At 60.3% G+C, this 15,420-nt stretch carries 12 protein-coding genes; 11 read left to right on the forward strand and 1 reads right to left on the reverse strand.

Annotation, left to right across the window (positions count from 1 at the left end):
• Positions 1 to 7 precede the first annotated feature (7 nt).
• The 3 genes from WKW79_RS31545 to WKW79_RS31555 all read left to right on the forward strand — a co-directional run bounded on the left by WKW79_RS31545 (position 8) and on the right by WKW79_RS31555 (position 4,087).
• A complete protein-coding gene (locus tag WKW79_RS31545; RefSeq protein ID WP_340339183.1) occupies positions 8 to 1,024 on the forward strand; it encodes a branched-chain amino acid ABC transporter permease in 1,017 nt (338 codons plus the stop codon).
• Positions 1,025 to 1,148: 124 nt separating this feature from the next.
• The gene (locus WKW79_RS31550) at positions 1,149 to 2,363 is read left to right on the forward strand and encodes an ABC transporter substrate-binding protein (RefSeq protein WP_340339184.1); all 1,215 of its coding nucleotides are present in this window, start codon (positions 1,149 to 1,151) and stop codon (positions 2,361 to 2,363) included.
• Between the two features lie 140 nt (positions 2,364 to 2,503).
• On the forward strand, positions 2,504 to 4,087 hold the full coding sequence (locus WKW79_RS31555; protein WP_340339237.1) for an aldehyde dehydrogenase (NADP(+)): 1,584 nt from the start codon (positions 2,504 to 2,506) through the stop codon (positions 4,085 to 4,087).
• Positions 4,088 to 4,143: 56 nt separating this feature from the next.
• Here the strand turns inward: WKW79_RS31555 and WKW79_RS31560 are convergent, their stop codons facing one another.
• Positions 4,144 to 5,022 (reverse strand): LysR family transcriptional regulator, encoded by an 879-nt coding sequence (locus WKW79_RS31560; protein ID WP_340339185.1) that lies wholly within the window; start codon positions 5,020 to 5,022, stop codon positions 4,144 to 4,146.
• 149 nt (positions 5,023 to 5,171) lie between these two features.
• On the opposite strand from WKW79_RS31560, the gene WKW79_RS31565 reads away from it, so the two are divergent.
• The 8 genes from WKW79_RS31565 (at position 5,172) to WKW79_RS31600 (ending at position 15,377) form a co-directional block, all read left to right on the forward strand.
• Positions 5,172 to 6,293 carry a glycosyl hydrolase gene (locus tag WKW79_RS31565; protein ID WP_340339186.1) on the forward strand — a complete coding sequence of 374 codons (1,122 nt, stop codon included), beginning with the start codon at positions 5,172 to 5,174 and terminating at the stop codon, positions 6,291 to 6,293.
• 45 nt (positions 6,294 to 6,338) lie between these two features.
• Complete coding sequence (locus WKW79_RS31570; RefSeq protein ID WP_059401462.1) at positions 6,339 to 6,779, forward strand: MaoC family dehydratase; 441 nt, start codon at positions 6,339 to 6,341, stop codon at positions 6,777 to 6,779.
• A 25-nt stretch (positions 6,780 to 6,804) separates the two neighbouring features.
• Positions 6,805 to 8,373 (forward strand): CoA-transferase, encoded by a 1,569-nt coding sequence (locus tag WKW79_RS31575; RefSeq protein ID WP_340339187.1) that lies wholly within the window; start codon positions 6,805 to 6,807, stop codon positions 8,371 to 8,373.
• A gap of 75 nt (positions 8,374 to 8,448) precedes the next feature.
• On the forward strand, positions 8,449 to 9,579 hold the full coding sequence (locus tag WKW79_RS31580) for an iron-containing alcohol dehydrogenase (protein WP_226464776.1): 1,131 nt from the start codon (positions 8,449 to 8,451) through the stop codon (positions 9,577 to 9,579).
• A gap of 11 nt (positions 9,580 to 9,590) precedes the next feature.
• Complete coding sequence (locus tag WKW79_RS31585) at positions 9,591 to 10,733, forward strand: acyl-CoA dehydrogenase family protein (protein ID WP_340339188.1); 1,143 nt, start codon at positions 9,591 to 9,593, stop codon at positions 10,731 to 10,733.
• 28 nt (positions 10,734 to 10,761) lie between these two features.
• Complete coding sequence (locus WKW79_RS31590) at positions 10,762 to 12,402, forward strand: acyl-CoA synthetase (RefSeq protein WP_340339189.1); 1,641 nt, start codon at positions 10,762 to 10,764, stop codon at positions 12,400 to 12,402.
• 359 nt (positions 12,403 to 12,761) lie between these two features.
• Positions 12,762 to 13,397, forward strand: coding sequence for a hypothetical protein (locus tag WKW79_RS31595; RefSeq protein ID WP_340339190.1), 636 nt, complete (start codon positions 12,762 to 12,764; stop codon positions 13,395 to 13,397).
• A 9-nt stretch (positions 13,398 to 13,406) separates the two neighbouring features.
• A complete protein-coding gene (locus WKW79_RS31600; protein ID WP_340339191.1) occupies positions 13,407 to 15,377 on the forward strand; it encodes a Mu transposase C-terminal domain-containing protein in 1,971 nt (656 codons plus the stop codon).
• Positions 15,378 to 15,420: the final 43 nt, after the last annotated feature.

The raw sequence follows: 15,420 nt of genomic DNA on the forward strand, positions 1-15,420 counted from the left end.
GTCAAAGATGAAAAGACGTTTCTTGGGCTACGGCGCCTTGTTGTTGATCGGCTTGGCGGCGCCTTTCCTCGTCTACCCGACGATGATCATGAAGGTGCTGTGTTTTGGGCTCTTTGCCTGTGCATTCAATTTGCTGATCGGTTACACCGGCCTGCTGTCCTTCGGCCATGCGGTGTTTCTCGGCACCTCCGCCTATGTGGTTGGCTACAGCACCAAGGCCTGGGGACTGCCGCCGGAGATCGCAATTCTGGTCGCAGTGTTCGCGGCTGCAGGCCTGGGGCTCGTGTTCGGGTCGCTGGCCATCCGTCGCCAGGGCATCTACTTCGCCATGATCACTCTGGCGCTCTCGCAAATGATGTACTTCGTGTTCCTCCAGGCCCCTTTCACGGGAGGTGAGGATGGCATGCACAACATTCCGCGGGGCAGACTCCTGGGCCTGGTTGACCTCTCCTCCGATGTCAACATGTACTACTTCGTCTTCGGAATCTTCGTGTTTGGCTTTTGGATGATCCGCCGGATCATCCACTCGCCCTTCGGAGAGATTCTTAAAGCGATCCGGGAGAATGAAGCGCGAGCCATCTCGCTCGGCTACGACGTGAATCGATACAAGCTGATGGCGTTCGTGCTTTCGGCAGGACTGTCCGGTCTGGCTGGTGGGACCAAGGCCATGGTATTCCAGTTCGCAACCCTGACCGACGCCCATTGGCACACCTCGGGCGAAGTGGTTCTGATGACTTTGCTGGGTGGACTCGGCACTGTATTTGGGCCCTTGATTGGCGCTGCCATAGTGGTCATCCTGCAGAACACACTTGCAGACAAAGTGGGCTCGATGATCACCGTAATCATTGGCAGCATCTTTGTGCTTTGCGTCCTGCTCTTCCGCCGCGGCATCGCCGGCGAACTGTCTGCCCTGTACAAAAACGTGGTGGGCGCGCGCGAGGGCAAAACCAAGCGGCCACCAGAGGGTGGACCCGGATCACCGGTCACTTCGACCACCACGATACCAGCCCAGGCAAAACGCTGAGTCGTCGCCCACCCCTGAGAGGTTCGTCAGAACCCCTTCCGATTCCGTCCCCCAGCCAAACCCAGGCAATTCAGCCTCGGGTAAAGGCCTTCTGCGTTTTCAACCCACCCCAAAGGAGATAGACATGCTGAAAAAATCCCGATTCAAACTGCTGGTCCTGTCGGCCCTGATGGCCACCCAAGCGGCGCACGCCCAGATCACCGAGGGAGTCGTTCGCATTGGTGTGTTGAACGATCAGACGGGGGTCTATGCCGACCTGTCTGGCCTGGGGTCAATCTGGGCGGCCAAAAAGGCGGTAGAAGATTTCGGCCCAGAAAAACACGGTCTGAAGGTTGAGATCGTTTCCGCAGACCACCAGAACAAGCCCGATGTCGGAGCGAGCATCACGCGCCGCTGGCTGGATGTGGACAAAGTCGATGCCATCTTCGATGTACCCACCTCTTCGGTGATTCTCGCCATCAACGAGATCGTCAAAGAAAAGAACAAGGTCCTGATCGTATCCGGAGGAGGTACATCCGACCTGACCGGGAAGGCCTGCACACCGAACTCGATCCACTGGGCCTACGATACTTGGGCTCTTGCCAACGGCACCGGTCAGGCGGTTGTCAAGACGGGCGGCGACAGCTGGTACTTCGTGACGGCCGACTATGCGTTCGGCCACGCGCTTGAACGGGATACAGAGAGTGTCGTGGTCAAGAACGGGGGGAAGGTACTCGGCAAAGTACGTCACCCGTTCCCCGGCACCGATTTCTCTTCCTACCTGCTGCAGGCACAGGCTTCCAAGGCAAAGGTCATTGGCCTAGCCAATGCCGGGGGTGACACCATAGGTGCAGTCAAGCAGGCCTCAGAATTCGGCATCACCGAAGGTGGACAAAAGCTTGCTGGCCTGCTTGTTTTTATCAGCGACGTTCAGGCGCTGGGCCTGAAAGCGGCCCAAGGACTGGTGCTGAGCGAATCCTGGTATTGGGACATGACCGAGGAGAACCGAAAGTTCGGCAAAGAGTTCGCAGCCGCCAACAAAGGTAAGTTCCCGACCATGGCGCAGGCCGGCGTCTATTCCGCGGTGATCCACTACCTTAAGTCGGTTGCGGCCCTGAAGGCCGATGGTGACGGCGCAGCCGTAGTAGCACACATGAAAGCCGCACCAACCGAGGACAAACTTTTTGGCAAAGGCAGCATCCGGCAGGATGGTCGCAAGATTCACCCGCTCTATCTGTTTGAAGTGAAGAAACCTTCTGAGTCGCGCTATGCCGGTGATTTCTACAAACACGTCGCCACCATCCCGGCGAACGAAGCCTTCCGCCCAATGACCGAAGGCAACTGTCCGCTTGTCAAGTAAGCGCCGTAGTCTCCTCCGCCATCCCGAAGGATCGCGGTAGGCAAGATCCCCGCCGATCAGGTAGGACGAGTTGTCTGCGAAAGCCGGCATCAGCACATTGCTCTTCGGTGGTCCGCCGGGGCAGCAGTTCAGGAACAATGATGGAAATCACAGGAAGCATGCTCATTGGAGCCGTCTCGACTCAGGGGAAGAGCGAGGAGTTCAGGGCCTTTTCACCGGCCTTGAACGTGGAAATCGACCCGGTGTTTGGCTCCGGTGGAGTAGGCGATGTGGACCGCGCCTGCAGGCTGGCAGCGGCGGCCTTCCCGATCTACCGGGCCACTACACCCCATCAGCGAGCGCATTTTCTTGAAACGATCGCACGTCGCATCGAGGAACTCGGTGACTCGCTCATCGAGCGCGCTGCGCTGGAAACAGCCTTGCCCACGGCACGACTGGAAGGTGAGCGTGGCCGCACCACGGGCCAGTTACGTCACTTTGCGCGCGTAGTTCGAATGGGTCACTGGCTGGGTGCCACACTCGATTCGCCGCTACCCGACCGCACTCCACTCCCTCGGCCCGATCTGCGCAAGTGCCATGTGGCGCTGGGTCCAGTGGCAGTCTTTGGAGCAAGCAATTTTCCCCTTGCCTTTTCCGTGGCCGGGGGCGACACCGCAGCGGCCCTCGCCGCGGGCTGTCCTGTCGTCGTTAAGGCGCATGGTGCTCACCCCGGAACCTCAGAACTGGTGGGACGCGCCGTGCAGGCGGCGGTGGCCGAATGTGGTTTGCCAGAAGGGACTTTTTCGTTGATCCAAGGTGTCGGCAATGCGGTGGGCGAGGCCCTGGTGGATCACCAGGCCATTCGCGCAGTGGGATTCACGGGGTCCCGCGCCGGCGGTCTGGCGCTGTCTCGGCGGGCTGCCGCGCGCGATGTCCCGATCCCGGTGTACGCCGAAATGAGCAGCATCAACCCGGTGGTCCTGTTGCCGCGAGCCTTGTCAGCTCATGCCGAGAGTATCGGCCAAGCATTTGCGGACTCCCTGACCTTGGGCGTAGGCCAGTTCTGCACCAATCTCGGTATCGTCATCGCAATCGAAGGGCCTGAACTCGATCAGTTCGTGGATGCAACGGCCCAGTCTTTGCGCAACAAGGTAGTCGGCGTCATGCTCACGCCAGGAATCGCCGCTGCGTATGCAGCGGGTGTGAAGCTCCTAGCTGAGCACGAGCGTGTCGAGACGATCGCCATGGGTCAGGCGACTTCGGGCGGATGTGACGCTAGCGCACATTTCTTTGCGACTGACGCGGCCAGCTTTCTTGGTCACGCTGAGTTGAGGGACGAAGTTTTCGGGCCAAGTTCGATGCTCGTTCGTTGTCAGGACATTGACGAGATGGAGGATTTGCTGGGATGCCTGGAGGGCCAACTCACGGCTACCCTCCAGATGGACTCTGGAGATGTGCCACTGGCTCGACGACTGTTGCCATTGCTGGAAGACAAGGTGGGCCGAATTCTCGTCAACGGGTTTCCTACGGGGGTCGAGGTGAGCCACGCGATGGTGCATGGCGGCCCGTTTCCTGCCACCACTGACAGCGGATCCACCTCTGTCGGGAGCGCCGCGATCGATCGCTTTCTCCGCCCGGTGTGCTACCAGAACTTTGCCGTCGACCTGTTGCCTGCCGCATTGTCCGATGTGAATGTGCTGGCCATTCCTCGCGTGGTCGATGGCAAAGTCATGTTGCCGAATTGAGCGGCAAGAGGCAGCCAAACATGTGGGTAGCTGAGATGCCCACCGATTGGGGCATCTCACAACACCGATTTCGCCGTCTCGACAAACGCCTTCATGAGTGGCGTGGGATTGCGCTGACTCCAGCCCAGAAGCACTTCGTAAGTCACAGGCTTGCCCTGGATGGGCTTGTACTTCACGAGATCAAAATGCAGCTTCTGCACCGACGCCGGGACGAAGCCGATGCCGGCACCAGAGCTGACCAGGCCCAGGAGGGTGTAGACCTGACCTACCTCCGAAGCCACCTTCGGCACGAAACCCGCTGAGGCACACATACGCATGTGTGCGGCGCGAAAGTCCGGCGCCAATGACTCTATGTACATGATGAACTGCTCCTGGGCGCAGCTCTTCAGGGACACGGACTCCGCGCCGGCCAGCGCATGGTTGGAGGGGACCGCGAGCACAAAAGGCTCCTCCAGAATGGTTTCCCAGGTGACATCGCTCATGTCGGGCACCGTGCGCAGAAATGCAATATCTATGTCACCGCGGCGCAAGGCTTCCGCCTGGCTGATCACGGGGAACCACCTCAGCTGAACTTCCACGGCAGGGAAGCGCTCACGGTACGCCAGCAGTATTGGGGGCAGCAAGGTATAGGACATGTGCTCGAAGAAACCCACCGTGATGCGCCCGATTTCTCCACGCTGCGCTCGCTGGGCCTGCACCACCGCAGTGTCGGTGGACCGGAGGATCTGTCGGGCCTGATCAAGGAAGACTCGACCTGCTTCGGTCAGTTCGACATGGCGCCTTGTGCGCAAGAGCAGGGTCACGCCGATCTCTTCTTCCAACTGGCGGATTTGCTGGCTGACTGGAGGCTGGGCCTTGTGCAGACGCTCGGCTGCTTTTGTAAAGCTCAACTCCTCGGCAACGGCAACGAAATAGCGCAGGTGTCGCAGGTCCATATTGATACGTATTTGGTCTCAAAAATTGACTAATTATATATTGGACACATAGTAATGAGCTCCATACGATGCCCTCCAGAGAACCCACGGTCCGGCAATAAAAACACGCCGGACATTCCATAGAGCCCTCAGATTGGAGACAAAAAAGCATGGATAAAACCACGGTTGACAACGCGATCGCGCGTATGTGCCAACGCATTGACGCCACCTTGGCGCAGCAACACGAGGGGTTCCCTCACTATGGAAATCCTGAGGATGGCACCTGGGTGCGCAGCCCGGGTGGCGATTGGACAGGCGGATTCTGGGTCGGCCAGCTCTGGCTTGCGGCTCTTCACACGGAGCAAGCCCGATACATCGAGGGCGCCAGACGCTGGTCCGCCCTGTTGGCCCCCCGCGTGTCGTCCAATTCCGTTTTCAAAGGATTCCTGTTCTGGTATGGCGCGCACTTGGGCGCGACCCTCCTGGCCGACAAGGAGGCGCAGGCACTGGCCTCGGCCGGTACCCGGAGCCTTGTCGATATGTACAACCCCCGGGCGCGACTTATACCGCTGGGACTGGAGGCCGAGGAGGCCTCCAGCGTCGGTACTCATGAAGCCAACATTGATGCATTGCCTGGTACGGCAGCCCTGTTGCTGAGCCACGAGCCGACGTTGAACAGTGCAGAGATAGGTCGCCAGCACTTGCGTCAGCACATCGCCTTGTGCGTGCGCGACGACGGGTCGGTGTGCCAGTCGGCCACATTCCATCCTGAAAACGGTTCCCTGATCAAGCGCTACACGCACAAGGGCATTCACGACAGCAGTACTTGGGGACGCGCCCAAGCTTGGGCCATGCTCGGCTTGGCGCAGGCGCTATCGCTGGGTGAAAAAACGTTCGAGGCCGATGCCATTCGGGTCGCGGACTGGTGGTTGGCGCACGTACCGGCAGACGGTGTGGCCTTCTGGGACTTCGACGACCCTTCCATTCCAAACACCAACCGGGACACATCGGCCACGGCGATTGCCGCCGCCAGCCTGCTCAAGCTCGCTGCATTGATCCCAAACAGAGCAACGGCATATCGCCAGGCTGCGGAGACCGCAATCGAGCGGCTCGCCGTGCACTACCTCACCCCGGTGTCGCCGATGGATCTGCGGCAGCCCGGCATCCTCACCGCCGGGTGCTTCAACAAGCGCAACAGGGTCGCGATGGAAAACGAATTGATCTGGGGCGACTACTTCCTTTTTGAAAGCCTGCTGGCGCTCGCTGGCACGCTCGAGCCGACCCAGGCCTGAGTTCATCGCAATCGAAATTTTTCTTTACTCACGCTAGAGGCCACCATGTCTGATTTGAAATTTCCCCATGAAGGATCGGTATCCACTCTCATAGGCACCAGTACCAGCTACACGCGCACGCTGGGCGAATACGACATCTATGCATTCGCCGGCATCAGCGGAGACAACCACCCAAACCACATGGACGAGGAGTACTGCAAACGCATGGGCTTCGGTGGTCGCATCGCTCAAGGCGCCATGATGGTGGGCTTCATTGCGGGCGCAGTCACCAAATACCTCGATATGGTCAAACGACCAGCGGTGTCCTACGGCTACGACAACGTGCGCTTCACCAAACCCGTGCGCATCGGCGATACCTTGACGGTCAACTACCGCATCGCACGGGCCGATGACGAAAAACGGCGGCTATGGGCGGAAGCCACGTTGATCAACCAGCGTGGCGAGACGGTCTGCGTGGGGACCCACATCATCCACTTTCAGGCCTAAGTCCAGCGACGTTGAGAGAACTGCCATGAGAAAAATTTGTACCGCCGCGCAGGCGGTGGGTGACATCCGACCTGGGCAGAGCATCGCCAGTGTCGGGGTGATCGGCTGGCTGACACCCGACGCACTGTTTCAGGCTCTGGCCCATCGCTTTCGCGAAACCGGCACGCCACGCGACCTGACCTTCTACTTTCCGGTCAGCGTCGGGGATGGCATGCACATCCGTGGCATGGACCATGTGGCCATTGAGGGACTGATGAAGCGCATCGTATCCGGCAATTTCATCAATGCCGTGAATCCAGCCACAGGACAGCGGCCGGAGGTAATGCGTCTGATCAAGGAGAACCTGATCGAGGCCTACTGTTGGCCGATAGGGGCCACCATGCACTGGCTGCGGGAAGTAGCCAGGCGCAGCCCGGGCTACCTGACGGCGATAGGCATCGGTTCTTACATCGATCCCCGGCAGCAAGGCGGCAAATACACGGCCCGTGCCCAAGATGACCTGGTCAAAGTCAAGGAACTGGACGGCAAGGAATACTTGTTCTACCCGACTTGGCCTCTGGACGTGGCGTTCATTCGAGCCACCAGCGCCGACGAGCATGGCAACCTGAGCTTCGAGGACGAACCCTTGGTCTCGTGTGCGCTGGCCATGGCCCTGGCTGTGAAAGCATCGGGCGGCACGGTCATTGCCCAGGTTCGCAAACTCGTTCCCCGTAATGCACGCTCCGTGCATGCGGTGCGCATTCCTGGCGAATTGGTGGATCGTATCGTGGTCGAGCCCAACGCGATGATGACCACCGACGTACGCCACGACGACACCTACCTCGGGGGGCAACTGTTCAGCGGCCAGAAGCCGAACCGACTCGCGCCAGGGCCCGACAAAGTCATTGCCCGCCGTGCCGCACAGTACATCCGAAAAGGAGAGGTCAGCATCTTCGGATTCGGTGCGTCCTCGGATGTACCCGCCGTGATGTTGGAAGATGGAGCGTTTGAGGATGGAGGCCTGCAAGACTACAGCTTCACCACAGAGCATGGTCCTTTCGGCGGTGTCGTGATGAGTGGCTGGCAGTTCTCGGCCAATAAATACCCGGAAGCCCTCATCGACGGCCCTGCTCAGTTCGACTTCATCGATGGTGGGAATTGCCCAATGGCTGTGCTGGCTTTCGCCCAGATCGACAGCTCCGGCAACATCAATGTCAGTCGGTTCGGCGCTGCCAATCCGGGACCCGGCGGGTTCATCGATATCGCCTACAACGCGCGTGAACTGATTTTCACGGGAACCTTCACCACTGCAGGACTGGCGGCGGAGGCTTCTGCGGGGACCTTGTCTGTCGAGCGCGAAGGCAAGGTGCGCAAGTTCGTCGAGCAGGTCGATGAAATCACCTACCCGCTCCGACGCAACGTCATGGAGCGGGGCCAGAAGGCCTGGATCGTCACCGAACGCGCGGTCTTCTCGGTCGCACCTGATGGCCTTGTGCTGGAGGAAGTGGCACCGGGCATTGACGTCCAGACTCAGGTGCTGGACCTCATGGCATTCCCACCCGTCCGTGTGACCACGCCTTTGCGGCTGATGGATGCCCAACTCTTCCGCCCCTGACCACCTCACCGGTGGCGCCCTGTTGGGCGCCACCACATTCAACTGACTCAAGACACAGACCTACACAGGTACCACATGGCCACCATCAACTATCTGACCACCGTACAACTTGACCATGGCGCCATCAAGCTTCTGAGTGCGGAGCTTCACCGTCTGGGCATCCAGCGCCCGCTGATCGTGACCGACAAAGGCATTCGCGCCGCAGGCATCCTGGACAAAGTACTCGAATCGCTGGGCGATACCGTTGCGTTCAGCATCTACGAAGACACTCCTCCGAACCCGACAGAAGCGGCCGTGGTCGCCGCAACAAAAATGTTCGTCAACAGCGAATGCGACGGAATCATCGCCATCGGAGGCGGTTCCTCAATCGACCTGGGCAAGGCGACCGCTCTCCTCGCCACGCACCCCGATCCCCTCCAGACCTATGCAGCCGTTGAGGGCGGTGCATCACGCATCTCCGAGCGTGTCGCCCCCCTGGTGGCGATACCCACGACAGCGGGAACCGGCAGCGAAGTAGGCCGCGGCAGCGTCATCGTCATGAATTCGGGCCGCAAGCTGGGTTTGCTCAGCCCTTTCCTGCTGCCCAAGGTGGCCATCTGCGACCCAGATCTGACTATGGGGCTGCCCCCCATGCTCACCGCCGCCACTGGCATGGACGCCATTGCCCACTGCATCGAGACTTTTCTGGCACCCGCCATCAACCCGCCAGCGGAGGCGATCGCCCTCGATGGTCTGCGCCGGGGTATTGGCAACATCGAAAAGGCCACCCGTGACGGCTCAGACCGCGATGCCCGCTGGAACATGATGGTGGCTGCAATGGAGGGAGCGCTGGCCTTTCAGAAGGGCCTTGGCGCGGTGCACGCCTTGTCGCATCCCCTGGGTGCGGTCCCTGGCGTTTCGCTCCACCACGGCACGTTGAACGCGGTGTTGCTGCCCGCCGTTCTGCGCTTCAACAAAAGCGTCACTGAATCCAAGCAGGCAGCATTGGTCCAGTCAATGGGTTTGGCCGTCGGTGCCGATCCCGCCGAACACATCGAACTGCTCAACTCGCGGATCGGCATGCCGCGTGGTCTCGGCGCGATGGGGGTGCCTCGCTCGGTGCTGGCCGACATTGCCGCTGCAGCCATGAAGGATCACTGCCACGCGACCAATCCGCGGGTGGCCACCGTGGACGACTACAGGCAGATGCTCGAAGAATCTTACTAAGGACAAGAGACATGTACCAAGTCAGCGAGTATCACGAAACCATCCGTGAAGCGGTGCGCCGCTTTGCCGAGCAGGAAGTTGCACCGCACTCCCACACCCTGTGGGAAGACGAGGAATTTCCCTATGAGATATGGAAGAAGGCGGGTGAGCTGGGTTATATCGGCCTTCCCTACCCAGAAGCCTACGACGGTGGCGGTGGCGATTGGCTCGGATTCGCCATCGTGCTGGAGGAGATTGCCCGCGTCGATTGCGCAGTGGCTGTCTCCATCATGGCCAACTCGACAGCGGCCAGTCTGCTCAACAACTTCGGAACAGAAGCACAGAAACAGCGCTATCTGCGTCCCATCCTGGACGGAAGTCAGGTGGGATGTATCGGTTTAACGGAGCCAAATGCAGGCTCTGATGCTGCCAACATCCAAACGCGGGCGGTTCTGGAGAACGGGCAGTGGGTAATCAATGGTTCGAAGACTTTTATCAGCAACTCGGGCTCACGCATCACCGGCCCGCTGGTGATCGCTGCAGTCACGGGCACGCGCCCTGATGGGCGTAAAGAGCTTTCCAATTTCATTGTTCCAAACGATGCGCCGGGTTTTAGCACCGGAAGGAAGCTCCATAAAATTGGCTGGCGTGGGTCTTCAACCAGCGAGCTCTTTTTCCAGAACTGCACCATTCCGGCTGATCATTTGTTGGGTGAGGTCGGATCGGGGCTGAAGCAGACGCTGGCGCAGGTCAGCACTGGGCGCATCCTGATCGGCATCCTGGGTTTGGGCATTCTGCAAGGCTCACTCGAACGCTCTGTGAAATACATGAGCGAACGCACAGCCTTCGGCAAACAGCTCAACCAGTTTCAGTCGCTGCAGTTCAAGGTGGCCGACATGGCCACTAACGCTCATGCAGCCAGACTCATGCTCTACGACGCTGCCGTCGCCAAGGACGAGGGGCGTCCCAACGACTTGCAGGCTTCGATGGCCAAGCTCTTTGCCACCGAGAAAGCCATGGAGGCAGCTCACCAAGCGGTGCAGATTCATGGCGGCAACGGCATCATGACCGAGTACCCGGTGTCGCGTGCCTTTGGAGATGCAAAAGTCTTGGAGATCGTCGAGGGAACATCTGAAATCCAAAGGATGATCATTTCCAGGACCATCCTGCGCTGAACCTCATCCGATCCGAAGCCTAAGCGATATGAAATCACCAAATGGCACATCCGATGTGCTTGAGAAAACGTCAGTCAATTTTGTCCCGCTGACTCCCCTCTCCTTCTTGTTGCGAACCGCTGAGGTTTATCCAGATCGCACCGCCATCATCTATGGAGACCGTCGGGTGTCCTGGAAGACGCTACTGGATCGGAGCCGTCGCATCGCCTCGGCTCTGGCGGCGGCCGGAATAGGTGCGGGTGATACTGTGGCTGTTGTGGCGGCCAATACGCCCGAAATGTTGGAACTACATTTCGGCGTTCCCATGTGTGGTGCTGTACTCAATACCCTCAACGTACGGCTCGATCCGGCCACCCTATCGTTCATGCTCCAGCATGGGGAAGCGAAGGTTCTGATTACGGATACGGAGTACGCCGATGTGGTCGGTTCGGCACTGGACCTGCTGAAGGAAAAGCCCATCGTGATCGACATCGTGGATCCATCATTCGTTGGAGGACATCGTCTAGGACAAAGTGACTTCGAGCAGTTCCTGGCCGGCGGAGACCCAACATGGCAGGGATACAAAATTGAGGATGAGTGGCAGTCTATTGCCCTCAACTACACGTCGGGCACCACCGGCAATCCCAAAGGAGTGGTGTACCACCACCGCGGCGCCTACCTGGTTTCTCTTTCAAACATGATTGACTGGGGTATGCCAAGGCATGCCGTATTTCTCTGGACCTTGCCGCTGTTTCATTGCAACGGGTGGGGCTTTGCCTGGACGTTGGCCGCCAACGCGGGCACCAGCGTCTGTATGCGGAAAGTCGAAGCCTCCACCATCCTGTCCGCGATCCGAGAGCATCGAGTCACGCACTACTGCGGGGCTCCGGTTGTTCATGCCATGCTGGCTTTTGCGCCGGACGAGGAGAAACGGGGTATCCGGCACGCTGTCTGCGGGCTGATTGGCGGTGCACCAGCTCCCGCCCCAGTTATCGAAGCCTTGCAGAAAATGGGGATCGAGATCACTCAAATCTATGGGCTGACGGAAGTCTTCGGTCCTTCCGCAGTGTGTGCCGAACAGGTTGAATGGAAATCGTTGGGGTTGCATGATCTGGTCAAGCGCAAGAGCCGCCAGGGCGTTCGGTACACAGTTCAGGAAGGTATGGCCGTTCTGGATCCTATGACCATGCTGCCTGTTCCCATGGACGGAGAAACCATCGGAGAAATCATGTTTCGGGGAAACATGACTATGAAAGGTTATCTGAAGAATCCCGAGGCAACCCAAGAGGCCTTTGAGGGCGGTTGGTTCCACTCGGGCGATTTAGCTGTGTTGTGTCCGGACGGCTACGTTCAGATCCGTGATCGCTCCAAAGACGTGATCATCTCGGGTGGTGAAAACATCAACTCCCTTGAGCTCGAAGACGCTCTTTACACCCACCCTGGTGTGCGGCTCGCTGCAGTCGTAGCTCAGCCTGATCCCCGATGGGGAGAGTCACCCTGCGCATTCATTGAACTTGTCGACGGAGTCTCTGCCAGCGAGACCGAACTGATAGAACATTGCCGCACAAAGCTGGCTCGTTTCAAGGTTCCCAAAAAGGTTGTGATCGGATCGTTGCCAAAAACCTCAACCGGGAAGATACAGAAGTTTCAGCTGCGGCAGCAATTGATGAGCTCCATTTTTTCTGACTAGTCCACTGAATCATTGAAATTGGCTGTGTATGCTCCATATTGGAGAGCATGCACAGAATGAAGCTGACCAACCAAGAGCGCGACGAACTCGAGGCGGTGATCCGCAAGCGGCACGGGAGTGCCGCGCTGGCGCGGCGGGCGCGCTGCCGTGAGGAGTAGTAATAGTGTGTTTGTTGCTCCTTAGCAAAACTCAATGAAATCAATGGTTTGGCGCGCCGCCGATTGACAGCGAGCACAACATTACTTCGCAATTTTCAGTAGCAATGTTGTGCTTTGCTGGAGCGCGGTAGTAATGTTGAGTCTTTCGCGCGTGTTGCGCGCATGCACATCTTTACTACGATGGCAAACCACTCCGGTAGCGTGCCCGCATTCAGCCGCCCGTTGCCCTTGGCTCGGGGTGGCTGGCGCCGACGCATCGAGGTGTTCAGCCCGAAGATCGGGCGCCGCCTGAGCTTGGGCAACTACGACGCCTTTCGTACTTGGCTGGTGATTGAAGCCAATCCTGCGATCGATTCGTTTACCGAGCGCCCTGCTCTTGTCGGCGGGCCGGGCAGCGCAGTCATCGACTTCTGGGTCCGACTTCGCAACGTCCCCTCCGGCGAGTTCTGGTTCATCGAAGACAGGAGGCGATTGGACGGTGATGACGATGCTTCGTTGCACGACACCCCTGCCCTGCCTGCCATCCTGTACAAACAGACGGTACGAATGGTGCGTCAGGAAGACCTGACGACGTGGTCCATTCCGATCGCCAACTGGTCGCGCATCGTGCCCTACCTGGTGAGCCACCGGCGCTTTCGCGACCCGCTGCTCGAGCAATCCATCGTTGTCTTCCTGGGACAGCAGAAGACGCTCGACGACGTGCTGGAGCGTTTCGCGGCGAACGACGCGACGAGCGTCGAGGCATCGCTCTTTGCCCTGTTGGCTGGCGGACGCATCGAGTGCCCCGATTTGGTCGTCGCGCCCCTGAGCGGCGCCACCCGCTTCAAACGCCCTTGAGAAATTGCGATGACCTCTGCCGATCTGTCGAGCGGCCCCCGCTCCCTGCGCCTTGCCGAATGGCCGGTTCTGGACGGCAGCGCGCTCCCGGAAGAACAGCGCACGGTGTTTCAACGGCGCAAACTGGCGGTCGAAGCCTACGCTCGCGGTGACACCTTGCTGGGCATCGCCGAGGCGTACGGTGTTCATGGTTACACCGTCCAACGGCTCGTGTTCAGGGCGCAGCAAGCGCACCCGGACGGCAGGCTCTGGGGCTACCGCGCATTGGCACCGCACGTCCGGGTTCGATCCTATGTGCGCAGCAAGGCCCCTCTCGTTCTGGGGCACAAGACGGGCGGCAACGCGGGAGCCTTTGCCCAATTGCTGCTGCGACACTCGAGTCTGAAGGTCCAGTTGCGTGGTGAACTCGAGGCAGGCAACGTGGTCCTGCACCCCGGCGAACGCGGTCGCATGACTGGTGTCAAGGGCGTGGCGGCCCGGTTCCAGCAAGCGTGCAGGGAGCTCGGCCTCGGCGCGGGCGACTACCCACTGAACCAGGAGGACAAGGCCATACGCTCGCTCGGACGCACGCTGCGGGCTTGGCTGCAGGATGATTTCGATCTCGCCGCGCGCGTGGCGGTGGCCCGCGCGAAGCCGGCGTCGGCGCTGCGTCAGCTGCCCGAGCGCGGTGCCAGCGACGCCTTCGACACGGTCGAGTTCGACGCCCACAAGATGGATGTGCGGCTGAGGGTCATCGACTGCGATCCGCTGGGCGGCGAGCAAAGCTTCGAGACCGAACGGGTGTGGCTGCTGGCCATCATCGACGTCGCCACCCGCTGCATCCTGGGCTATACGCTGTCGTTCAAGCGGGAGTGCAGCCGCTTCGAAGCGATCGCCACCTTCCGGCGTGCCGTCACACCCGCCAGCGCGCCGGAACTGACGCTACCGGGCCTGAGCCTGCTGCCCTCGGGCGGCTTCGTGTCGCAAGCCTTGGAGCAGACGCGCTACGCGTGCTGGCGTCAGATCCGTCTGGACAATGCCCGGGCCCACCTGGCAGCCACCAGCCTGGACGTGGTGTGCGAGGCACTCGGCTGCGCCGCCGACTTCGGTCCTGCGTATCAGCCGGACGATCGCCCTTTCATCGAACGGTTCTTCGGCACGGTCACCGCCACGCTCTCGCGGCGACTGCCGGGCGCCCTGCCCGGCCGCGGGTCGGCCCAAGCCGCCCTGAAGCGATTGCGCGATCCCAAGGACACGCTGCGGTTGATCGTCACCACCCAGGAGCTGGAGGAGCTGCTGGACTTGACCGTGTGGAACTACCACGGCACGCCGCATGCGGGGCTGGGCGGTCTCACGCCGCTGGAAATGATGCAACGCCATGTGCTGGGCATCGGCCGGGAGCCCGTGCGACCGCGGTTGATTCCCCAGATGCTGCGCGAGCGCCCCGAACTGCTACACGATCCGGTGCTGTGCCGCGTACACGGCAACTTGGGCCGCGGCGAGCGGCCCTACATCACCTTCTTCCACGTGCGCTATACCAGCGAATGGCTGGCACGGCGCAGCGGCCTCATCGGGCAACGCCTGCGCATCCACTACGACGAGAGTGATCTGCGGAAGGTACACGCCAGCACCGAGGACGGACAGATCATCGACGATCTGCTGGCCAGCGGTCCGTGGCGCTACGAGCCACATTCGCTGTGGGTGCGCCAGGAGGTCTTCAAGGCCAAGCGCAGACGGCAGTTGGAATTCGGCACGGGTGACAGCCCCATCGAGGCCTTCCTGGCCCTGCGGCGCAAGGACGCGGGCAAACGCCGACGCTCGGCCAGCGACATCGCTCAGGTGCAGCGTGAGCGCAAAACCGCGAGCGCGAAGGCAAAGGCAGCTGCCATTCCCACGCCGACGCCATTGGCCGACGCGCTACCCGACCCCGCCTCTTCGCAGTTGGTTGTCGGGCCGGTCAGGGGCAAGCGGCTGCGCATCGAGCGCGGCTACGCACGCTGAACGTTGGCGCAGGTGCGCCGCGGGGGCGCTGGCCGGGCCCGAC

Source organism: Variovorax robiniae (assembly GCF_037889955.1).
GTDB lineage: Bacteria > Pseudomonadota > Gammaproteobacteria > Burkholderiales > Burkholderiaceae_C > Variovorax > Variovorax robiniae.